This is a genomic window from Streptomyces sp. NBC_00631 (genome assembly GCF_045206895.1).
Taxonomy (GTDB): Bacteria; Actinomycetota; Actinomycetes; order Streptomycetales; family Streptomycetaceae; genus Streptomyces.
This window is the reverse complement of record NZ_CP107734.1, coordinates 7450199-7472069: the sequence shown is the minus strand read 5'-3', so window position 1 is coordinate 7472069 and position 21871 is coordinate 7450199. Positions and strand designations below refer to the sequence as shown.

The 21871-nt window shown below is 70.0% G+C and carries 21 protein-coding genes; 8 read left to right on the top strand and 13 right to left on the bottom strand.

Annotated features, from left to right (window positions below; all coding sequences use genetic code 11):
- Positions 1-227 precede the first annotated feature (227 nt).
- The 4 genes from OHB00_RS34520 to OHB00_RS34505 all read left to right on the top strand — a co-directional run bounded on the left by OHB00_RS34520 (position 228) and on the right by OHB00_RS34505 (position 4225).
- Positions 228-1184, top strand: coding sequence for an ABC transporter ATP-binding protein (locus OHB00_RS34520; protein WP_406440657.1), 957 nt, complete (start codon positions 228-230; stop codon positions 1182-1184).
- 1 nt (position 1185) lies between these two features.
- A complete protein-coding gene (locus OHB00_RS34515) occupies positions 1186-1962 on the top strand; it encodes an ABC transporter permease subunit (RefSeq protein WP_406440655.1) in 777 nt (258 codons plus the stop codon).
- A gap of 122 nt (positions 1963-2084) precedes the next feature.
- Complete coding sequence (locus tag OHB00_RS34510) at positions 2085-3374, top strand: ABC transporter ATP-binding protein (protein WP_406440653.1); 1290 nt, start codon at positions 2085-2087, stop codon at positions 3372-3374.
- Positions 3371-4225, top strand: a complete 855-nt coding sequence (locus tag OHB00_RS34505; RefSeq protein WP_406440651.1) for an ABC transporter permease subunit — start codon at positions 3371-3373, stop codon at positions 4223-4225. Before OHB00_RS34510 ends, OHB00_RS34505 begins: the two co-directional genes overlap by 4 nt.
- A 30-nt stretch (positions 4226-4255) precedes the next feature.
- Here OHB00_RS34505 and OHB00_RS34500 read toward each other — a convergent pair whose 3' ends face one another.
- Positions 4256-4597 (bottom strand): ATP/GTP-binding protein, encoded by a 342-nt coding sequence (locus tag OHB00_RS34500; RefSeq protein ID WP_406440649.1) that lies wholly within the window; start codon positions 4595-4597, stop codon positions 4256-4258.
- 223 nt (positions 4598-4820) lie between these two features.
- Between OHB00_RS34500 and OHB00_RS34495 the strand changes: the two genes are divergently transcribed.
- A complete protein-coding gene (locus OHB00_RS34495; protein ID WP_406440647.1) occupies positions 4821-5849 on the top strand; it encodes an LLM class flavin-dependent oxidoreductase in 1029 nt (342 codons plus the stop codon).
- Between the two features lie 103 nt (positions 5850-5952).
- On the opposite strand, the gene OHB00_RS34490 is transcribed toward OHB00_RS34495, so the two are convergent.
- Positions 5953-6345: an SCO5389 family protein gene (locus tag OHB00_RS34490; protein ID WP_181807263.1), complete on the bottom strand. Its 393-nt coding sequence runs from the start codon at positions 6343-6345 to the stop codon at positions 5953-5955.
- Between the two features lie 328 nt (positions 6346-6673).
- Between OHB00_RS34490 and nucS the strand changes: the two genes are divergently transcribed.
- Positions 6674-7345, top strand: a complete 672-nt coding sequence (gene nucS / locus OHB00_RS34485; RefSeq protein WP_406440644.1) for an endonuclease NucS — start codon at positions 6674-6676, stop codon at positions 7343-7345.
- Between the two features lie 255 nt (positions 7346-7600).
- Here the strand turns inward: nucS and OHB00_RS34480 are convergent, their stop codons facing one another.
- The 3 genes from OHB00_RS34480 to OHB00_RS34470 form a co-directional block, all read right to left on the bottom strand.
- Positions 7601-10126 carry an ATP-binding protein gene (locus OHB00_RS34480; RefSeq protein WP_406440642.1) on the bottom strand — a complete coding sequence of 842 codons (2526 nt, stop codon included), beginning with the start codon at positions 10124-10126 and terminating at the stop codon, positions 7601-7603.
- A 387-nt stretch (positions 10127-10513) separates the two neighbouring features.
- A complete protein-coding gene (locus OHB00_RS34475; protein WP_030672301.1) occupies positions 10514-10837 on the bottom strand; it encodes an STAS domain-containing protein in 324 nt (107 codons plus the stop codon).
- Between the two features lie 184 nt (positions 10838-11021).
- A complete protein-coding gene (locus tag OHB00_RS34470; RefSeq protein ID WP_089098749.1) occupies positions 11022-11870 on the bottom strand; it encodes a 3-hydroxyacyl-CoA dehydrogenase family protein in 849 nt (282 codons plus the stop codon).
- Positions 11871-12070: 200 nt separating this feature from the next.
- Here OHB00_RS34470 and OHB00_RS34465 point away from each other — a divergent pair, with 200 nt between their 5' ends.
- Both OHB00_RS34465 and OHB00_RS34460 read left to right on the top strand, forming a co-directional pair.
- Positions 12071-12643 carry a cob(I)yrinic acid a,c-diamide adenosyltransferase gene (locus OHB00_RS34465; RefSeq protein ID WP_406440640.1) on the top strand — a complete coding sequence of 191 codons (573 nt, stop codon included), beginning with the start codon at positions 12071-12073 and terminating at the stop codon, positions 12641-12643.
- Between the two features lie 313 nt (positions 12644-12956).
- The gene (locus OHB00_RS34460; RefSeq protein WP_406440638.1) at positions 12957-14783 is read left to right on the top strand and encodes a glycosyl hydrolase family 18 protein; all 1827 of its coding nucleotides are present in this window, start codon (positions 12957-12959) and stop codon (positions 14781-14783) included.
- A 192-nt stretch (positions 14784-14975) separates the two neighbouring features.
- Here OHB00_RS34460 and OHB00_RS34455 read toward each other — a convergent pair whose 3' ends face one another.
- The 8 genes from OHB00_RS34455 to atpE all read right to left on the bottom strand — a co-directional run bounded on the left by OHB00_RS34455 (position 14976) and on the right by atpE (position 21800).
- Complete coding sequence (locus tag OHB00_RS34455; protein ID WP_406440636.1) at positions 14976-15422, bottom strand: DUF2550 domain-containing protein; 447 nt, start codon at positions 15420-15422, stop codon at positions 14976-14978.
- 130 nt (positions 15423-15552) lie between these two features.
- Positions 15553-15927: a F0F1 ATP synthase subunit epsilon gene (locus tag OHB00_RS34450; RefSeq protein WP_406440634.1), complete on the bottom strand. Its 375-nt coding sequence runs from the start codon at positions 15925-15927 to the stop codon at positions 15553-15555.
- 134 nt (positions 15928-16061) lie between these two features.
- Positions 16062-17498: a F0F1 ATP synthase subunit beta gene (gene atpD, locus OHB00_RS34445; protein WP_406440632.1), complete on the bottom strand. Its 1437-nt coding sequence runs from the start codon at positions 17496-17498 to the stop codon at positions 16062-16064.
- The gene (locus OHB00_RS34440) at positions 17498-18418 is read right to left on the bottom strand and encodes a F0F1 ATP synthase subunit gamma (RefSeq protein ID WP_365693159.1); all 921 of its coding nucleotides are present in this window, start codon (positions 18416-18418) and stop codon (positions 17498-17500) included. Before OHB00_RS34440 ends, atpD begins: the two co-directional genes overlap by 1 nt.
- A gap of 21 nt (positions 18419-18439) precedes the next feature.
- Entirely contained in the window at positions 18440-20029 is a 1590-nt protein-coding gene (atpA, locus tag OHB00_RS34435; protein WP_234542242.1) for a F0F1 ATP synthase subunit alpha, read from the bottom strand.
- 124 nt (positions 20030-20153) lie between these two features.
- Positions 20154-20969 (bottom strand): F0F1 ATP synthase subunit delta, encoded by an 816-nt coding sequence (locus OHB00_RS34430; protein ID WP_406440630.1) that lies wholly within the window; start codon positions 20967-20969, stop codon positions 20154-20156.
- Positions 20966-21511 carry a F0F1 ATP synthase subunit B gene (locus OHB00_RS34425; RefSeq protein WP_406440628.1) on the bottom strand — a complete coding sequence of 182 codons (546 nt, stop codon included), beginning with the start codon at positions 21509-21511 and terminating at the stop codon, positions 20966-20968. Before OHB00_RS34425 ends, OHB00_RS34430 begins: the two co-directional genes overlap by 4 nt.
- Before the next feature lie 37 nt (positions 21512-21548).
- Positions 21549-21800, bottom strand: coding sequence for an ATP synthase F0 subunit C (gene atpE / locus OHB00_RS34420; protein WP_093499060.1), 252 nt, complete (start codon positions 21798-21800; stop codon positions 21549-21551).
- Positions 21801-21871: the final 71 nt, after the last annotated feature.

The following is a 21871-nucleotide window of genomic DNA, read 5'->3' as shown; positions in this document are numbered from 1 at the left end:
AGAGGTGAGGGGTCTCGGGGTGTCTTCCCCGGGGCACCCCCGCCCCCGCGGCCGACGCCTCGCTCGCGGGCCCGGCCCGCGAGCTGGACCTCGCCCTGTACGGCCGTGTCCCGGTGGACTCCCTGAAGCTCGACGGCGACCGGCACGGTCTTCGACCGGCTCCTCGCCTGGGAACCGGAGGAGTAGCCCAGGTGGCAGCCACCGCAGACCGGTCTTAGCGTGGCCGCATGATCGAGCTGGTGGGCCTGACCAAGCGCTACGGCGACAAGACGGCGGTCGACGACCTCACGTTCACCGTCAGACCCGGCATCGTCACCGGGTTCCTCGGACCCAACGGCGCCGGGAAGTCCACCACCATGCGGATGATCCTCGGACTCGACCACCCCACGGCCGGCCGGGTGCGGATCGACGGCAAGCGGTACGAGCAGCTCAAGGACCCGCTGACGTACATCGGGGCGCTGCTCGACGCGAAGGCGGTGCACGGCGGGCGCAGCGCCTTCAACCATCTGCTGTGCCTCGCCCAGAGCAACGGGATTCCGCGGACGCGGGTGGCCGACGTGCTGGACACCGTCGGGCTGACGGCGGTGGCGCGGAAGAAGGCCAAGGGGTTCTCGCTCGGGATGGGGCAGCGGCTCGGGATCGCGGGGGCGCTGCTCGGCGATCCGCGGATCCTGATGTTCGACGAACCGGTGAACGGGCTCGACCCCGAGGGCATCCACTGGATCCGGAACCTGATGAAGACCCTGGCCGCCCAGGGCCGGACCGTGTTCGTCTCCTCCCACCTGATGAGCGAGATGGCGCTGACCGCCGACCACCTCGTCGTCATCGGGCAGGGCCGGCTGCTCGCCGACACCTCCATGGCGGACTTCATCCGCACCAACTCACGGTCGTACGTCCGGGTCCGCTCCCCGCAGCGCGAGCGGCTGCTCGACGTGCTGCACGGGGCCGGGATCACCGTCGTCGAGACGGGCGCCGGAGCCCTGGAGGCCGAAGGCGGAAAGGCCGAGCCGATCGGGGAGCTGGCCGCGCAGAACGGGATCGTGCTGCACGAGCTGAGCATCCAGCAGGCCTCTCTGGAGGAGGCGTTCATGCAGCTGACGGCGGAGTCCGTCGAGTACCACGCGCACGCCGACTCGCCCCCGGTGCCACAGGCCTGGGGCACCGACTGGGACAAGGGGGCATGACATGGCCGTCGTCACTCAGGTCGTACGGTCCGAGTGGACCAAGATCCGGTCCGTCGCCTCGACGGTGTGGACGCTGTCCCTGGCCGTGGTGGTCACCGTGGCCCTCGGGATGCTGCTCTCCGCCCTGGCGAACAGCCAGTTCTCCAACATGCCCGCGCGGGAACGGCTCTCCTTCGACCCGACGAACATCAGCTTCGCCGGGATGACCCTCGGTCAGCTGGCGATGATCGTCTTCGGGGTGCTCGTCGTCTCCAACGAGTACAGCACCGGGATGATCAGGGTCTCGCTGGCCGCCGTGCCGCAGCGGGCCACCTTCCTCTTCAGCAAGATCGCGGTGGCGGCGGCCCTGGTGCTGGGGGTCGGCATGGTCACCAGCTTCGCCGCCTTCTTCCTGGGGCAGGCCATGCTCGGCTCCCACCGGGCCCACCTCGGCGACCCCGGGGTGCTGCGCGCGGTCGTCGGCGGCGGGCTCTACATGACGCTCATCGCCATGTTCTCCATGGGCGTGGCCGCGATGCTGCGCTCACCGATGCTGTCCCTGGGCATCCTCATGCCGTTCTTCTTCCTGATCTCCAACATCCTCGGCAACGTCGACGCGACCAAGAAGATCGGCCGGTTCCTGCCGGACCAGGCGGGCAGCCACATCATGCAGGTGGTGCCGCGAGTCGGCGACGACGCGCCCTACGGGCCGTGGGGCGGGCTCGGGATCATGGGGCTGTGGGTGATCGCCGCGCTCGTCGGCGGGTACGTCCTGCTGAAGCGGCGCGACGCTCAGTGACCGGCGCTGCCGCGCCGATTCTTTGCACGCTCTTGGCCGGAACCGTCAGCGCCCCGATATCCTCCTAACCCTTACGGGGGGCGTCTGCCCCGCTGTCCTGATCCTTTCGATGGGTGCGGAGCATGATCGAGGCTGTAGGCCTGACCAAGCGCTACGGCGACAAGACCGCCGTGTACAACCTTTCCTTCCAGGTACGTCCCGGAGCCGTCACCGGCTTCCTCGGGCCGAACGGCTCGGGCAAGTCGACGACCATGCGGATGATCCTGGGGCTGGACAACCCGACCGCCGGCACGGTGACGATCGGCGGCTACCCGTACCGCAAGCTCCCGAACGCCGCCCGCCAGGTCGGCGCGCTGCTCGACGCCAAGGCCGTGCACGGCGGCCGGTCCGCCCGCAACCACCTGCTCTCCCTGGCCCAGCTCTCCGCCATCCCGGCCCGCCGGGTCGACGAGGTGCTCGGGGTGGTGGGCCTCCAGGACGTGGCCGGAAAGCGCTCCAAGGGCTTCTCCCTCGGTATGGGCCAGCGCCTCGGCATCGCCGCCGCGCTCCTCGGCGACCCCCAAGTGCTGCTCTTCGACGAGCCGGTCAACGGCCTCGACCCGGAGGGCATCCTCTGGGTGCGCAACCTGATGAAGTCCCTGGCCGCCGAGGGCCGTACGGTCTTCGTCTCCTCTCATCTGATGAGCGAGATGGCGCTGACCGCCGACCATCTCATCGTCATCGGCCGGGGCCAGCTGCTCGCCGACATGAGCGTGACGGACTTCATTTCGGCCAACTCCGCGGACTTCGCGCGCGTGCGCACCCCGGACACCGAGCCGCAGCTGCGCGAGAAGCTCAGCTCGGCGCTGACCGAGGCCGGCGGCCATGTCCTGCCGGAGCAGGACGGGGCGCTCAGAGTGACCGGGCTGCCGCTGCCCCGGATCAGCGACCTCGCGCACGAGGCGGACGTACGGCTGTGGGAGCTGTCCCCGCACCAGGCCTCGCTTGAGGAGGCCTACATGCGGATGACGCAGGGCGCCGTCGACTACCGGTCCAGCATCGACCAGAAGACCGGCTTCCAGCAGCCCCTGCCGCCCGGCGCCCAGCCGCCGATGCCGGTGCCCGGGCAGGGCCAGCCGGGCTGGTACGCCCCACCGCCACCCCAGCAGGGCGGCCGGCCGTTCGGAGGGCCGTACGGAGCGCCGGGGGCGCCCGTAGCACCGCCCGTGCCGCAAGGCGCACCGGCGGGCGGGTTCGGCGCGCCACAGGGCCCGTACGGGGCTCCCCAGACCGCTCCGAACCCCTACGTCCAGCCGGCGCCCGCGGCTGCGCCCACGCCGGTGCCCGCGGACGGAGCGGCGCAGCCCGCTCCCGCACCCGCCGCCGCCACTTCCGCCCCCGCCGACCTGACCAAGCCCGAGGACGCCCGATGAGCACCCACCAGCCTCCGCTGCCGCAGGCGGCGCCCGGCGGTTCGTACCCCGGTTACATCTCGCCGATCCCGGTGCTGCGCACCCACCTCGGGCACGCGATCGCGTCCGAGTGGACGAAGATCAGGTCGGTGCGTTCGACGATCTGGACGCTCGGCGTCTTCGTTCTCCTCGTGATCGGCATCGGCCTCCTGGCCGGCGCGGTGGTCAGCAACTCCTCCTCGTCCGACGACCTGACCGGCAGCAACGCGCTGTCGCTCGGCTTCTTCGGGCTGCTGCTCGGCAGCATGTGCATCATCACGCTCGGCGTGCTGACGACCGCCTCGGAGTACGGCACGGGCATGATCCGCACGACCATGGTGGCCTGCCCCTCCCGTGCGCGCGTGCTCGCGGCGAAGGCGATCGTCTTCTTCGCGGTCGCGTTCGTGATCACCCTGGCGGCCAGCGCGTTCGTGGCCATGACCCAGGTGTCGATGCTGAGCGACGTCGCCCGGACGCCGACCGGCGGGGAATGGCTGAAGGGAACCTTCGGCGTCAGCCTCTACATCGCGCTGCTCGGGCTGCTCTCGCTGATCATCGGATCGGTCATCCGGCACTCGGCGGGGGCCATCACCATCATGATCGGCGCGGTGCTCGCCCCGCTGGTGATCGCGCTGTTCATGTTCTCGTCGTCGCTGGAGAAGGTGCGCACGGCCCTGTTCGAGTACTCGATCCCGAACCAGCTGAGCGTCTTCTACTCCAACTCCCTCAGCGATTCCGGTCCTTCGGGCTGGGACCCGCTGTGGATCATCCTGGGCGTGACGGCCGTCGCGTTCGCTGGCGCGTACGCGCTGCTGGAGAAGCGGGACGTGTAGGACAGACAGCGCGCACAGGACGCAAGGCGCTCAGAACTTCGGCATGTTCCGGGACCGCTGCACCCGCGTGGTGCGGCGGTCCTTCGCGTTCCAGCAGGCCTTGTGCCAGTGCCGGCGCTCGTCCACGCCCGAGTGCTCCGGCCAGGCCACCACGTGCGGGACACCGGAGGGGATCACCTGGTCACAGCCGGGGCAGCGGTACGTCTTGCCGACCGCGCTGGCGCCCGCCACGTGCCGTACGCTCCACTCCTCGCCCTGCCAGCTCTCGGTGGACTGCCAGCCGCCGTAGCGGTCCGAACGGTCGGCCTCGGCGCTCCGGCCGGACGAGGCCGCGGAGTTCGGGCCCTTGGGTCGGTTGCGACGCGGGGACACGGGACACCTCTCGGGGCTATACAGGAAGCACGGGCTGTGTCCAGCCTACGACGCGCGCACGGGGGTACGCGTAGGGCGCCAACCCACACAAGTCCCCCTTCAGGGCGACCCATTCTCCAGACAATCCGCAAATCTTTCCGCCAGGCCGTGTCCTCGGCACGTGTCAGACGGTTATGCCCGGTGGGGGAGCTCCGGGTCGGAGCCAGGAAAGCAGGAAGAAACGATGCGCGTAGGTAGTTTTGTGCTGGCCGCCCAGTTCCCGGGCCAGGGGCAGGGGGAAGCCCTGCACCGGGCGGTACGCACGGCGGAGGTGGCCGAGGAGTCCGGTCTGGACGCGGTCTGGCTGGCCGAGCACCACTTCGTGCCGTACGGCACGTGCCCGTCCGCGGTCACCCTGGCCGCTTTACTGCTGGGCCGCACCCGGCGTCTGCGGGTCGGTACGGCGGTGAGCGTACTGCCCACCGTCCACCCGGTCGCCCTCGGCGAGCAGGCGGCACTGCTGCACGTGACGAGCGGCGGCCGCTTCACGCTCGGCGTGGGGCGGGGCGGGCCCTGGGTGGATCTGGAGGTCTTCGGATCCGGCCTGGAGGCGTACGAACAGGGCTTCCCCGAATCACTCGATCTGCTGACGCGCTGGCTGCGCGAACCGGCCGTGTCGGCCTCCGGGCCACGCTTCTCGTTCCGTGAAGTCCCCGTCGTACCGCGCCCGTCGGAGGCGCTGACGGAGGCGCCGGGGCCGGAGGTGGTGGTCGCCTGCACCTCCGCGGCGAGCATCCGGCTGGCCGCGGAGCGGGGGTTGCCGATGCTGCTCGGGATGCACGTCGGCGACGAGGAGAAGGCCGAGATGGTCGCGTTGTGGCGGCAGCACGCGCGGGCGGCCGGGCGGCCGGGCGACGAGATCGCCGGGGCGGCCCATGTCTCCGCCGGCGTCTGCCAGATCGCGGACCGCCGCGCCGACGCCGCGGAGACGCTGACGAAGGCGATGCCGGGCTGGCTGAAGCAGGGCCTGGAGGCCCATGTGACGGTGGACGGCCGGTTCCGGTCGATGCGGGACCCCCTCGCGTACACCGAACTGCTCTGCGGACTCCACCCGGTGGGTACCCCGCGACTGTGCGTCGACCGGCTCGCCGCCACCTCCGAGCGGACCGGCATCTCCCGTTTCGCCCTGCTGACCGAAGGCTCGGGGGATCTGGCGGCCACGGAGGAGAACGTACGACGACTGGGTGCCGAGGTGCTTCCGCACCTCCGGTGACCTCACCGCCGCGGGGAGCTTGCCGCCCCAGTGACTGATGCACCTCCCGCGTGTGGAGCGGCAAGCAAGCGGCTCACTGCGTCAGCAGTACCGGAGCACGGCGTCAGCAGTCCCGGAGTTCCGGGGACTGGTTCAACAGCTGATTGCGCACAGAGGTGAAGCGGGCCAGCGTCTCGTCGACCGAGGCGTCCAGCGGGAACACCGCCACACGGTGGCAGTTCTGGAAGGCCAGCCGCACACCGAAGTGCCGCTGCAGGGCGCCGCGTATGGCGTCACTCGCGAGCGCACGCAGCAGCTGACCGCGTGCCTGCTCGTCCGGCGGGGGCGTCTGGTTGTCGGCGAACTGGCCGCCGTCCACCTTCAGCTGGGCCACCAGGGAGCTGATCATCTCCCATGCGTAGGGCAGGGAGGTCCGGACGCAGTCGACGAAATCCGCTTCGTCGACCTCGCCTCGCTCGGCCTGTTCGAGTAGGGCCGGTGAGACGTCGAGCGACATGGGTACTCCTCTCGCACCCCCGAACAGCAGGGGTTGGCGGACAGGTAAGGGAGTTCGCGATACCGAACACGCTGAGTACACAATCCGCGACCTCCCGTTTACTACGGTAGGCAACCTGCGGTGACCCCACCAGGAGATTGCGTATATGCGACGGTCCCTTTAGGCACACAATCGGCCAGGTCTGAACAGGCGTGTGCAGGGGACCCTTCAGGACCGGTCGTGGAGGCCGGTCGAAGGGGGCCGGAGGCGGGCCGGGACCGGCTGAAGGGAGCTGCGGAGGGCTGGGCGAATCGCGTCGAGGGCGGCGCGTCGAGTAGCGTTGCCGACCATGCGTCTCGTCATCGCCCGGTGCTCCGTCGACTACGCCGGCCGGCTCACCGCCCACCTTCCCTCCGCTCCCCGCCTGATCCTGGTCAAGGCGGACGGCAGTGTCTCGATCCACGCGGACGACCGGGCCTACAAGCCCCTCAACTGGATGTCGCCGCCGTGCACGCTGAAGGAGGGGACCGGTGACGAGGAAGGCGTCTGGACCGTCATCAACAAGGCGGGCGAGAAGCTCATCATCACGATGGAGGAGGTCCTGCACGACTCCTCGCACGAGCTGGGCGTCGACCCGGGCCTGATCAAGGACGGCGTGGAAGCGCACCTGCAGGAGCTGCTGGCCGACCGCATCGAGACGCTCGGCGACGGCTACACGCTCATCCGGCGCGAGTACATGACGGCGATCGGTCCGGTGGACATCCTCTGCCGCGACGCCGAGGGCCGGACCGTGGCCATCGAGATCAAGCGCCGCGGCGAGATCGACGGCGTCGAACAGCTCACCCGCTACCTGGAACTCCTGAACCGCGACCCCCATCTCGCCCCCGTCCGCGGCATCTTCGCGGCCCAGGAGATCAAGCCCCAGGCAAAGGTCCTCGCCACCGATCGCGGCATCGGCTGCACGATCCTCGACTACGACGCCCTGCGCGGCATCGAGGACGACAAGCTCCGGCTGTTCTGACCGGACATGGTCGACGGGGCCGGGCATGCCGATCCTGATCGGGTCCGACAAGCCCGGTCCGGGGCGGACGCGTTCCGGCTCCCTCTGCTCCGCCGCCCACCCCTGATACCGCCGCGACGGCGCTCAGCCCTACGAAGCGAACCGGCGGTGCCGGACCGGCCTTGAGCCGAGTTCGGCACCGCCGGTTCGCGTCCGTCGCGGTGGCGCGCCGCCGCGGCGGTATCGAGGTGCGTGGACCGTGGGGCGGCCCGGGCCTCAGATCACCGTGCCGGTCGACGCTCCACCGCTGCTGCTCTCCGATGCGCTCGACGTCGTGACGCTCGGGGAGTCGGAGGCAGGGCCGCTCGCCGAGTTGGTTGTGGTCGGCGTGTCGGACGGGGACGGTGAGAGCGACGGCGATTCGCTCGCCGACGGCGACGACGACTTCGACGGGCTCGGCGACGCCGACTTCGAAGGTGATGCCGACTTCGAGGGAGATGCGGACGGCGAGTGCGTCGTACCGCCGCCGGACGTCCCCTTCGTCCCCGTAGCCGAAGCCGAAGGCGTCACCGTGTCCGTCGGCGGGGTCGGGTCGTCCGAGGTGCCCAGGGTGCCGTCCGGGCCCGGATCCGTCGGCTTGGCCGACGTCGTGCCGGTGTCGCCCGTGCCCGAACTCTGCTTCGGGTCGGCGCCCAGGCTCCCGCTACCCGTGTCCGCGCTCGCCGACGGGTCGACGCTCACGTTGTTGGACGGGTTGTCGGCGTTGTCGTGGGAGGTCATCCCGAGCCCCACCACCGTGCCGAGGACCGCGGTGAGCAGGGCGCCCGCGCCGACCGCCACCATGTTGCGGCGGGCCATGCGGACGAGGCCGCCCCCGCCGCCCTGGACCGGCGCCGGCTGCCCCGGGACCCTGTGGGTCACCACGGTGTCCGAGACCGGCGAGTGGACCGCCGGGAAGGGCGTCGTGACGCCGCCCGCCGGGGATATGGACTCCTCGTGGCGGGCGTCGGGAATCTCGTCGCCCGCCATCGCGGCGATGACCGGAAGGGCTTCCCCCGAGCGGTCGGCCACCAGGGCCAGGGCCCGGCGGCCGGCCGTCGTGCCCCGCTTGTCGGAGAGCGCCCCGCGCAGCCCGATCGAGGCCTCCAGCTCGGCCCGCGCCCGGTCCAGCTGGTCGCCGCAGAGCGCGAGTATGCCGAGTTCGTGGTGGAAGTAGGCCTGTTCGCCGACCTCACCGGCCAGCCGGGCGGCCTCCGCCCCGGCCCGCAGCGCCCGTTCCCAGGCGGTCCACCGCAGCCCCGCCGCGAACGCGGGCGCGGCCGTACGGGCCAGCCGTACCGGCGTGCTGTCCTCGTCCTCCGCCGGCGGGACCGTCTCGGGGACCACCACCGTCAGCGCGGCGAGGACCGCGTCGGCCTCCGCGCAGACCCGCTCCGGGGTGACCGAGGGGTGCCCGGCCCACCAGCTGTAGTGCTGGGCGGCGGTGAGGGCCCGGGCCGCCGCGTCGTCGGCGTATCCGGCGGCCTCCAGCTGCTGCAGGACGCCCGCGGCGAGCCGGTAGCGGGAGCCGACCGGGGAGACCAGTCCGCAGCCCGCCAGTTCGCCGAGGGCCGCGTCCGCGTGGGTGTCACCGACGAGGGCCGGCAGATGCGCCTGGTGCGGCACCTCGCCGCCGAGGGCGACCGCGAAGCGCAGGGTGGCCCGGGCGGAGGCGCTGAGCCGGGAGGCGAGCAGCGGGGCGGGCGCGGCGGCCTCGCCGAGGGACGGGAGCGGGGACGCCTCGGCGGCCTCGGGGTCGAAGGGCGCGTCGACCGGCACCTCGGACAGGTCCGACAGGTCGGACAGACCGGGCAGACCGGATGCGAAGACGCCGAACTCGTCGACGGCGCCGGTGCTGGCCCGCAACTGGTCGCGCTGGCGCAGCAGTGCGCCGGCCTGGACGAAGCGCAGGGGCAGGCCCTCGGACTCGAACCAGAGGTCGCCGGCCCAGTTGGCCTCCTCCTCGGTGAGCACCCGGCCGACCGCGCGCTCCAGGATGTCGACCCCGCCGGCCCGCTCCAGGCCGCTGAGGAACACCTCCTCGACGGCGGAGTCGGCGGAGGGCGCCGGCACGTCCGGGGTGGCGCCGATCAGGAAGGCGCACTCGGGGGTGGCGTCGATCAGCTCGTCGAGCCCGGCGCCGCCGAACTCGATGTCGTCGAGGACGACGACCGCGCCGATGTCCCGGATCAGTTCGAGGAGTTCGTCGTGGTCCGGGCGGTGCGCGGGCGCCTTGTAGACGGCGTGGAAGAGGTCGCGGAGCAGGTCCTCGGCCGTGCGGTGGAAGCCGTCGAGGCGGACCACGCCGTCGGGGGCGAGGTCGGAGCAGTCGTCGGCGACCAGGTCGAGGAGCGCGCTGCGGCCGGAGCCCGAGGGGCCGGTGAGGCGCACGGAGCGGCCGCGGGCGAGGAGCCGGACGAGCCGCTCACGGTCGTCCTGGCGTTCCAGGAGCGGCAGCTCGGGCCGGGCGGGACCGGGCGGCACCGGCGGCCGGACGGCGCGCTCGTACTCGGCGCGTTCGGCGGCGGTGCGCTTCTCCGGTCCGGCGGGGCGCTCGGTCGGCGGGCAGGGCTCTATCTCGCTGCCGTCGACAGGGTTGACGGTCAGCAGGAAGTCGCCGGTGACCAGTCGCGTGGTGCGGGCCGTCGCCGGCGCGCTCTGGCCGAAGTCGGTGGTGAGGGATTCCCTGGGCGGGCGCTGGCGCGGCGTGCTGCCGTCGCCGTCCTGGCCGTACCCCTCGGGTCCCGGGTTGATCGGGTCCATAGGTTCCTAGCCCCCCAAAAGCGTCGTGTGCCGTGGATACCGGCCCCTCCCGGCCTTTGCACACCGCGCTGTCGCTTCTGGTCCGGGCCCGCGCTCGAAGGGTGGCAAGGGCGGCGGGCGACCGAACCTTAAACCTTGGCACAGTATCTACGACAGTCCGGGGTACCGCGCCGTCCGAGACATCACAGTCTCGTGAGGATTGCGTCTGACGTGCGCTTGCGCGCCGTCCGACCGGGTCACCCCCGTCGCCCGGTTCACACCGGATCGCCGTGTCCCCCTGGTTCGGCGCCTCGCGGCGAACCAGGGATCCCCCAACGGATCGCCTTGTCCCGGTGGTTCGCGGCCGCACAGCCGGTCGCCGGGCCGAGGACCTGCCCGGGCCTCTGGTCACACCCGGGGCAGCGACTCCACCCCGATACCTCCCTCGATCGCCAGGATCCGGTGCAGCCGGGTGGCCACCAGCAGGCGCTGCATCTGCGGCGGTACGCCGCGCAGCACCAGGCGGCGGCCGCAGCGGCCGGCCCGCCGGTGGGCACCCATGATCACCCCGAGTCCGGTGGCGTCCCAGGAGTCCAGCTCGGACAGGTCCAGCACCAGATCGCCGACTCCGTCGTCGACGGCCGAGTGCAGGACCGTACGGGCGTCCGCCGCGCTGCGGACGTCGAGGCGGCCCCCGACGACCAGCTCGGCGTGGTCGCCCCTGATGTACATATGCGCTCCCCGAGAGTGCGTGTCCTACTCCGTGAAAGTGATGTCCGGTAATGCAACGTCTGACTGCGTTCGCCGGTCAGAGGTTGCCATCTGTAAGCGAACCGATACCGAATTCACCCCCGAGGGTGAAAGCCTCGGGGTTTGTGCGTTTTGAGGGGCGGTCAGAAGGTCTATGTACTGATGTTCAGTACGTGTAGAAGCCCTGCCCGCTCTTGCGTCCGATGTCACCGGCGTCAACCATCCGGCGCATCAGCTCCGGCGGGGCGAACTTCTCGTCCTGCGACTCGGTGTAGATGTTGCTGGTGGCGTGCAGCAGGATGTCGACGCCGGTGAGGTCGGCCGTGGCCAGCGGGCCCATGGCGTGACCGAAGCCCAGCTTGCAGGCGAGGTCGATGTCCTCGGCGGTGGCGACGCCCGACTCGTACAGCTTGGTGGCCTCGACGACGAGCGCGGAGATCAGCCGGGTCGTCACGAAGCCGGCCACGTCGCGGTTGACGACGATGCAGGTCTTGCCGGTGGACTCGGCGAACTCCCGTGCGGTGGCGAGGGTTTCGTCGCTGGTCTTGTAGCCGCGGACCAGCTCCACGAGCTGCATCATCGGCACCGGCGAGAAGAAGTGGACGCCGACGACGCGCTCGGGGTGCTCGGTGGCCGCCGCGATCTTGGTGATCGGGATGGCGGAGGTGTTGGAGGCGAGTACGGCGTCCGGGCGCACGATCTTGTCGAGAGCGCGGAAGATCTCGTGCTTGACTTCCAGCTTCTCGAAGACGGCCTCGACCACGATGTCCGCGTCGGCGACCGCGTCCAGGTCGGTGGTCGTGGTGATGCGGGCCAGGGCGGCGTCGGCGTCGTGCGCCTCCAGCCTGCCCTTGCTCACGAACTTGTCGTAGGAGGCCTGGATGCCGCCGACGGCACGGTCCAGCGCCTCGTCGGTGACGTCACGCAGGACCACGTCCCAGCCGGCCTGCGCGGCGACCTGGGCGATGCCGGAACCCATCAAGCCGGCACCGATGACGGCAAGCTTCCGTGCCACTCCGCTCCCCTTACACGCTGTTGAGGTATGCCTCTTGGGCGGGACCCTAGCGCTCGTCGGGGGCCGGGAAACCCGGTAAGTAACGCGTGTCACGGTCTCAGGACGTGAGACAACCGTCACGTCCCGTCAGCCGGCCCCGACGGCACCGTTCATTACGCGCCACCCACGGTGCGTCCACGCGGCACCTCTACGCTGGCCTCATGGTCAATCTGACGCGCATCTACACCAGGACCGGCGACAAGGGCACCACCGCCCTCGGGGACATGAGCCGGGTCGCCAAGACGGATCTGCGGATCTCGGCGTACGCGGACGCCAACGAGGCGAACGCGGTGATCGGGACGGCGATCGCGCTGGGCGGGCTGGAGGAGGAGGTCGTCAAGGTGCTCACCCGGGTGCAGAACGACCTCTTCGACGTCGGCGCGGACCTGTCGACCCCGGTGGTGGAGCACCCGCAGTTCCCGCCGCTGCGGGTCGAGCAGTTCTACATCGACAAGCTGGAGGCGGACTGCGACCGCTTCAACGAGCGGCTGGAGAAACTCCGCTCCTTCATCCTTCCGGGCGGCACCCCGGGCGCGGCCCTGCTCCACCAGGCCTGCACGGTCGTACGGCGCGCCGAACGCTCGACATGGGCCGCGCTGGAGGCCCACGGCGAGGCGATGAACCCGTTGACCGCGACCTACCTCAACAGACTGTCGGACCTCCTCTTCATCCTCGCCCGCACCGCCAACAAGGCCGTCGGCGACGTCCTGTGGGTCCCGGGCGGCGAACGCTGAGGCAGACCGGCCCCCGGCCGGGGGTCCGGGGGTTGCCCCCGGAAAGACACAGCATCCTCGCCCGCACCGCCAACAAGGCCGTCGGCGACGTCCTGTGGGTCCCGGGCGGCGAACGCTGAGGCAGACCGGCCCTGTGGGTGCCGGGCAGGGAGCGGTAAAAGCGGCTTTGGTACGGGAGTTGGGGAGTCGACGGCCGTATACAGAGTGGTCCAGACCTATTGACCGGTGGTCCAGACCTTTCTATTCTCGCGGCACCATGGGCATGAAGGCTCAGTCATGCCCACGTCATCCCCGATGAAGAGGGAGGCGCAGCATGCGCTTCAGACACAGAGCCGCGGCGGGGTTCGCGACCCTGTTGCTCCCCCTGGCCGGTCTGGTCGGCCTCGCGAGCCCGGCCCAGGCCGCGACGACGGCGACCGCGACCTACACCAAGACCCAGGACTGGGGCACCGGCTTCGGCGGCCAGTGGACCGTCAAGAACACCGGTACCACCACCATCAGTTCCTGGACCGTCGAGTGGGACTACCCCTCCGGCACCTCGGTCACCTCCGCGTGGGACGCGGACGTCACCTCCTCCGGCACCCACTGGACCGCCAAGAACAAGTCCTACAACGGCTCCCTCGCCCCCGGCGCCTCCGTCTCCTTCGGCTTCAACGGCGCCGGTTCGGGCTCGCCCAGCAACTGCCTCCTCAACGGGGCGAGTTGTGACGGCGGTACGACCGTCCCCGGGGACTCGGCGCCCTCCGCGCCCGGTACCCCGGCCGCGTCCGGCATCACGGACACCTCGGTCAAGCTCTCCTGGTCCGCCGCCACCGACGACAACGGCGTCAAGAACTACGACGTCCTGCGCGACGGCAAGGTGGTCTCCACGGTGACCACCACCTCGTACACGGACACGGGGCTCACGGCCGGCACCGACTACTCCTACACCGTCCAGGCCCGCGACACCGCGAACCAGACCGGGCCGGTCAGCGGCGCGGTCGCGGTGCACACCACCGGCGGTACGACCACTCCCCCGACCACCGGCTCCAAGGTCAAGCTCGGCTACTTCACCGAGTGGGGCATCTACGGCCGCAACTACCAGGTCAAGAACCTGGTGACCTCCGGCTCCGCGGCGAAGATCACGCACATCAACTACGCCTTCGGCAACGTCACCAACGGCCAGTGCGCGATCGGCGACGCCTACGCGGACTACCAGAAGACGTTCACCGCCGACCAGTCGGTCAGCGGTGTCGCCGACACCTGGGACCAGCCGCTGGCCGGCAACTTCAACCAGCTGCGCGAGCTGAAGGCCAAGTACCCGAACATCAAGATCCTGTGGTCCTTCGGCGGCTGGACCTGGTCCGGCGGTTTCGCGCAGGCGGCGGCCAACCCGACCGCGTTCGCGGACTCCTGCTACAACCTCGTCAAGGACCCGCGCTGGGCCGACGTCTTCGACGGCATCGACATCGACTGGGAGTACCCGAACGCCTGCGGGCTGAGCTGTGACACCAGCGGCTCGGCGGCCTTCAAGAACCTGATGGCCGCGCTGCGTGCCAAGTTCGGCTCCGGCAACCTGGTCACCGCCGCCACCACGGCGGACGGCTCCGCCGGCGGCAAGATCGACGCCACCGACTACGCGGGTGCCTCCCAGTACGTCGACTGGTACAACGTGATGTCGTACGACTTCTTCGGCGCCTGGGCGACCACCGGCCCGACGGCCCCGCACTCCCCGCTCACCTCGTACTCGGGCATCCCGACCGCCGGCTTCGACACGGCCGACGCGATGGCCAAGTTCAAGGCGCAGGGCGTACCGGCGAGCAAGCTGCTGATCGGGATCGGGTTCTACGGGCGCGGCTGGACCGGTGTGACGCAGGACGCGCCGGGCGGAACGGCCACCGGAGCGGCGACCGGAACGTACGAACAGGGCATCGAGGACTACAAGGTCCTCAAGACGTCCTGTCCGGTCACCGGCACCGTCGCGGGCACGGCGTACGCGCACTGCGGCACCAACTGGTGGTCGTACGACACCCCGTCGACGATCGCCGGGAAGATGAGCTGGGCCAAGTCCCAGGGGCTCGGCGGCGCGTTCTTCTGGGAGTTCAGCGGTGACACCAGTGACGGTGAGCTGGTGAGTGCCATCAACTCCGGGCTGAACTGACCCCGTAGCCCCCACCCACCCCCACCGCGTCGCGGGCGGCCTCCGAGCCGCCCGCGACAGCGCGTCTCAGGCGACATTGACCCTCCCCCAGACTTCGTCCGGGGGCACCCCCACCCAACGGGCAAGGAATCAGGCGACATTCACCCTCCCCCAGACTTCGTCCGGGGGCACCCCCACCCAACGGGCAAGGAATCAGGCGACATTCACCCGTTGTCCGGGCGGGGCCGCCTCCAGCCAGGCGAGGAAGCCGGTCAGGGCGTCCTCGCTCATGGCGAGTTCGAGGCGGGTGCCACGGTGGGTGCAGGCGAGGATGACGGCGTCGGAGAGCAGGGCCAGCTCCTCCTCGCCCTCGGGCAGGCGGCGGCCGGCCACCTCGATCCGGTCGCGTTCCAGGACCCGGCGGGGACGGTAGGCGTAGGAGAAGACGCGGTACCACTCGACGCTGTCGCCGTTGTAGCGGGCGACGCCGTAGCTCCAGCCCTTGCCGCTGGTGTCCGACTTCTCGGGGACCTCCCAGCGCAGGGAACAGTCGAAGGTGCCGCCGGAGCGCTGGATCAGTCTGCGGCGCAGACCGAAGAGGAAGAGTCCCACCACCACCAGTGCGACCACGATTCCGGCCACAGTCAGAGCGAGGACCATCGGCACCGACCTCCCCGTCTCCTAGGTAACGGAACGTAAAAACACCCAGATCTACCTCAGCCGCGGCTGGGTCCGGAATGACTCCGGCCCCAGCCGCGGCTGAGTTACGTCAACGCATACGCGCAGTGTGTCAGCGCGCGGTCGCCGCCCGCAGACGGACGTCGGCGCGCCGCTCGGCGCTGGCGTCGCCCTCCGCCTTCGCGCGCTCCAGCTCCCGCTCCTCGCGCTGGACGTCGATCTCGTCCGACAGCTCGGCGGTCTCGGCGAGCAGCGAGAGCTTGTTGTCCGCGAACGAGATGAAACCGCCGTGCACCGCGGCGACGACCGTTCCACCATCACTCGTACGGATGGTCACCGGGCCCGACTCCAGCACACCGAGCAGCGGCTGGTGACCGGGCATGACGCCGATGTCGCCGGACGTGGTGCGCGCGACGACCAGGGTGGCCTCGCCGGACCAGACCTGGCGGTCGGCGGCGACCAGCTCGACGTGCAGCTCAGCAGCCAAGGGTGGCTCCTCGGGTCACCACCCGGCAGGGGCGCCGGGTGTTGGGGTCAATTCTAGTAGGCGTGGGTGAGGGGGCGGGACGCGCCCGCCCCCTCACCCGAAGAACTCAGTGAGTTCGGAAGAACTCACGGTGTTCAGGAGACGCCCAGCTCCTTGGCGTTGGCCTTGAGGTCCTCGATGCCACCGCACAGGAAGAACGCCTGCTCCGGGAAGTGGTCGTACTCGCCGTCGATGATCGCGTTGAACGCGGCGATCGACTCGTCCAGCGGGACGTCCGACCCGTCGACGCCGGTGAACTGCTTGGCGACGTGGGTGTTCTGGGACAGGAAGCGCTCCACGCGACGGGCACGGTGGACGGTGAGCTTGTCCTCCTCGCCCAGCTCGTCGATACCGAGGATCGCGATGATGTCCTGGAGGTCCTTGTACTTCTGGAGGACCGTCTTCACGCGCATGGCGGTGGAGTAGTGGTCCGCCGCGATGTAGCGCGGGTCCAGGATCCGGGACGTGGAGTCCAACGGGTCCACGGCCGGGTAGATGCCCTTCTCCGAGATCGGACGGGAGAGCACCGTCGTCGCGTCGAGGTGGGCGAAGGTGGTGGCCGGGGCCGGGTCGGTCAGGTCGTCCGCGGGGACGTAGATCGCCTGCATCGAGGTGATCGAGTGACCGCGGGTCGAGGTGATGCGCTCCTGGAGGAGACCCATCTCGTCGGCCAGGTTCGGCTGGTAGCCCACCGCGGAGGGCATCCGGCCGAGCAGGGTCGACACCTCGGAACCGGCCTGCGTGAAGCGGAAGATGTTGTCGATGAAGAACAGCACGTCCTGCTTCTGCACATCGCGGAAGTACTCCGCCATGGTCAGACCCGCAAGGGCCACGCGCAGACGGGTGCCCGGGGGCTCGTCCATCTGACCGAAGACCAGGGCGGTCTTGTCGATGACGCCCGAGTCGGCCATCTCCTCGATGAGGTCGTTGCCCTCACGGGTGCGCTCACCGACACCGGCGAACACGGAGACACCGTCGTGGTTGTTGGCGACGCGGTAGATCATCTCCTGGATGAGCACCGTCTTGCCGACGCCGGCACCGCCGAACAGACCGATCTTGCCACCCTTGACGTACGGGGTGAGCAGGTCGATGACCTTGACGCCGGTCTCGAACATCTCGGTCTTCGACTCAAGCTCGTCGAAGTTCGGGGCCTTGCGGTGGATGGACCAGCGCTCGCCCTCGTACTGCTCGTCGACGTTCAGCACCTCACCGAGGGTGTTGAACACCTTGCCCTTGGTGAAGTCGCCCACCGGGACGGTGATGCCGTCGCCGGTGTCGGTGACCGGGGCCTGGCGGACCAGACCGTCGGTGGGCTGCATGGAGATCGTGCGGACCAGGCCGTCACCCAGGTGCTGGGCGACCTCCAGGGTCAGGATCTTCTTCTCGCCGGCGTTGGCCGGGTCGGCCACCTCGACGTGCAGCGCGTTGTAGATCTCCGGCATCGCGTCGACGGGGAACTCCACGTCGACGACCGGGCCGATGACCCGGGCGACGCGGCCCGTGGCCGTCGCGGTCTCAACAGTGGTGGTCATTAGCGGTCACTCCCCGCGGTCGCGTCGGCCAGGGCGCTGGCGCCACCGACGATCTCGCTGATTTCCTGGGTGATTTCGGCCTGGCGGGCCGCGTTGGCAAGCCGGGAGAGCGTGTTGATCAGCTCGCCCGCGTTGTCGGTGGCCGACTTCATCGCACGCCGCGTGGCAGCGTGCTTCGAAGCCGCCGACTGGAGCAGCGCGTTGTAGATGCGGCTCTCCACGTAGCGCGGCAGCAGGGCGTCGAGGACGTCCTCCGCCGAGGGCTCGAAGTCGTACAGCGGGAGGATCTCGTCGCCCTTGGCGGCGCCCTCCTCCGCGACCTCGTCGAGGCTGAGCGGCAGCAGTCGGTCACCGAGCGCCGTCTGCGTCATCATCGACACGAACTCGGTGTAGACGATGTGGAGTTCGTCCACCCCGCCGTCCGCCGTCTCCGTCTCGATGGCCTCGATCAGCGGCGCCGCGACCTTCTTGGCGTCCGCGTACGAGGGCTCGTCGGTGAAGCCCGACCACGACTCCACGACCTTGCGCTCGCGGAAGTTGTAGTGGGCCAGACCGCGGCGGCCGACGATGTACGTGTCGACCTCCTTGCCCTCCGCCTCAAGGCGCGCCGTCAGCTGCTCGGCGGCCTTGATGGCGTTGGAGTTGAAGGCGCCGGCCAGACCGCGGTCGCTCGTGAGGAGCAGCACCGCGGAACGGGTCGGCGTCTCCGCCTCGGTGGTCAGGGGGTGCTTGGTGTTCGACCCGGTACCGACCGCCGTGACCGCGCGGGTGAGCTCGGTCGCGTACGGAGCGGAGGCCCGCACCTTGCGCTGCGCCTTGACGACACGCGAGGCGGCGATCATCTCCATCGCCTTGGTGATCTTCTTGGTCGCGGTGACGGATCGGATGCGACGCTTGTAGACCCGGAGCTGGGCTCCCATGAGTCAGGTCCCTTCCTTACGTCACTTGGCCGCGGCCGGGGCGTCCTCGCCGAGAAGCTTGCCGTCCGAGGTCTCGAACTGCTTCTTGAACTCGGCGATCGCGTCGGCAACAGCGGTGAGGGTGTCGTCCGACATCTTGCCGCCCTCCTTGATGGAGGTCATGAGGCCCTGCTCCTTGCGGTGCAGGTACTCAAGGAGCTCCTTCTCGAAGCGGCGGATGTCGGCGACCGGGACGTCGTCCATCTTGCCGGTGGTACCGGCCCACACGGAGACGACCTGGTCCTCGGTCGGCATCGGCTGGTACTGAGCCTGCTTGAGCAGCTCGACCAGTCGCTGACCACGCTCCAGCTGCGACTTCGACGCGGCGTCCAGGTCGGAACCGAAGGCGGCGAACGCCTCCAGCTCGCGGTACTGGGCGAGGTCCAGACGCAGTCGGCCGGAGACCTGCTTCATCGCCTTGTGCTGCGCGGAACCACCGACTCGGGAGACGGAGATACCGACGTTCAGCGCGGGGCGCTGACCGGCGTTGAAGAGGTCCGACTCCAGGAAGCACTGGCCGTCGGTGATGGAGATGACGTTGGTCGGGATGAACGCCGAGACGTCGTTGGCCTTGGTCTCGACGATCGGCAGACCGGTCATCGAGCCGGCACCCATGTCGTCGGAGAGCTTGGCGCAGCGCTCCAGGAGACGGGAGTGCAGGTAGAAGACGTCACCCGGGTAGGCCTCACGGCCCGGCGGGCGGCGCAGCAGCAGCGACACGGCGCGGTAGGCGTCGGCCTGCTTCGAGAGGTCGTCGAAGATGATGAGGACGTGCTTGCCGTCGTACATCCAGTGCTGGCCGATGGCCGAGCCGGTGTACGGCGCCAGGTACTTGAAGCCGGCCGGGTCGGACGCCGGGGCGGCGACGATGGTCGTGTACTCCAGCGCGCCGGCCTCTTCCAGGGCGCCACGCACGGAGGCGATGGTCGAGCCCTTCTGGCCGATGGCGACGTAGACGCAGCGGACCTGCTTGTTCGGGTCGCCCGAGCGCCAGTTGTCGCGCTGGTTGATGATCGTGTCGACGGCCAGGGCGGTCTTGCCGGTCTGGCGGTCACCGATGATCAGCTGGCGCTGGCCGCGGCCGACCGGGGTCATCGCGTCGACGGCCTTGTAGCCGGTCTCCATCGGCTCGTGCACCGACTTGCGGGCCATGACGCCCGGAGCCTGCAGCTCCAGGGCGCGGCGGCCGGACGTCTCGATCTCGCCGAGGCCGTCGATCGGGTTGCCGAGCGGGTCGACGACGCGGCCGAGGTAGCCCTCGCCCACGGCGACGGAGAGGACCTCACCGGTGCGCTGCACCGGCTGCCCCTCCTCGATGCCGCTGAACTCACCGAGGACGATGGCGCCGATCTCGCGCTCTTCCAGGTTGAGCGCGAGGCCGAGGGTGCCGTCCTCGAACTTCAGCAGTTCGTTGGCCATGGCCGAGGGGAGGCCCTCGACCTTCGCGATGCCGTCGCCGGCAAGGGTGACCGTACCGACCTCCTCGCGCGAGGCCGCGTCCGGCTTGTACGACTGGACGAAGTTCTCCAGCGCGTCCCGGATCTCCTCCGGCCGGATCGTGAGCTCCGCCATCTGGGTTCCCTGCTCTCCTTGTTGGGCCCGAAGTTTCACTTGGGGGGTCTGGGGGCGACCCCCAGGATTCTTCTTGTACGGCCCAACCAGGGCCGTCGTGAGTACGTACTGCTCTTGAGTTGGGTCAGCTCGCCATGCGGCGGGCCGCGTCCTCAAGCCGGTCCGCGATCGAACCGTTGATGACCTCGTCGCCGACCTGCACCCGGATCCCGCCGACGACCTCGGGGTCGACGTCGAGGTTGAGGTGCATCGTGCGGCCGTAGAGCTTCGCGAGGGCGGCGCCCAGGCGCTGCTTCTGCGGCTCGCTCAGCGGCACCGCCGAGGTGACGACGGCGACGACACGGCTGCGACGGTCCGCGGCCAGCTTGGACAGGGCCTCCAGGCCCGCTTCCAGGCTACGTCCCCGCGGCACGGTCACAAGGCGTGTGACCAGACGCTCGGTGACCGGCTTGGCGCGGCCGCCGAGCAGCCGGTGCAGCAGCTCGGTCTTCGCGGCGCCGCCGGCCTTGCGGTCGGTGAGCGCGGCGCGCAGTTCGGTGCTGGAGGAGACGATCCGGCCGAACCGGAACAGCTCGTCCTCGGCGTCGTCCAGCGTGCCGGACTTCTCCGCGGCCGTGAGGTCGGCGGTGTTCGCCAGCTCCTCCACCGCGTCCACCAGGTCGCGGGACTGCGACCAGCGGGAGCGGACCAGGCCGGACACCAGGTCGGCGGTGGTCTCGGAGACCTGGCCGCCGATCAGACGCCGGACCAGCTCGGCCTTGGCCTCGCCGGACTGCGCCGGGTCGGTGAGGACCCGGCGCAGGCCTCCCTCGCGGTCGAGCAGCGCGGTGACGGCCGCCAGCTCGTCGGCGAGCCGCGTCGCGTCCACGGACGTGGAGTCCGTCAGCGCGTCGAGACGCTCACGTGCGGCTGCGAGTGCCTCGCGGCTCGCTCCGTTCATCGCGCCGCCTCGGCCTTCTCCTCGAGCTCGTCGAGGAAGCGGTCGATGACGCGGCTCTGCCGGGCGTGGTCCTCAAGGGACTCGCCGACGAGCTTGCCGGCCAGGTCGGTGGCCAGGTGGCCGACGTCCTGACGCAGCGCCTGCGCGGCGGACTTGCGGTCGGCCTCGATCTGGGCGTGACCGGCGGCGACGATCTCCTCACGCTGCCGCTGGCCTTCGGCGCGCATCTCGGCGATGAGCGTGGCGCCCTGCTCCTGAGCCTCCTGGCGCAGGCGCGCGGCCTCGTGCCGGGCCTCGGCCAGCTGCGCCTTGTACTGCTCAAGGACGCTCTGGGCCTCGGTCTGCGCGGCCTCGGCCTTCTCGATACCGCCCTCGATCGCCTCGCGGCGCTGTTCCAGAACCTTGTTGATGTTCGGAAGGAGCTTCTTGGCGAGGAAGCCGAAGACGATGACGAAGGCGATGAGGCCGATGACGAGCTCTGGACCCGGCGGGATGAGAGGGTTTTCGGGGTTCTCCGCCGCCAGCTGAACCAAGAGGCTCATATCAGTGCCTTTCGTCTAATGGTGCGCGACGGTCGGGTCAGGAGGTCGGGTAGACGAACGGCATGACCAGACCGATCAGGGCGAGCGCCTCACAGAAGGCGAAGCCGAGGATCTGGTTGGCGCGGATCAGGCCGGCCGCCTCGGGCTGGCGGGCGAGCGCCTGCGTGCCGTTACCGAAGATGATGCCGATGCCGACGCCCGGGCCGATCGCGGCGAGGCCGTAGCCGATCGAGCCGAGGTTGCCCTTGATCTGGGTGGCGGCGAGGGTGGCCTGCGCAAGAGCGGACATGCCGGTTCTTCCTTCTCTTTCAAGGACCGGTGGGGGTTGGCCACCGGATGACATGGGTGGTGGGTCAGGTT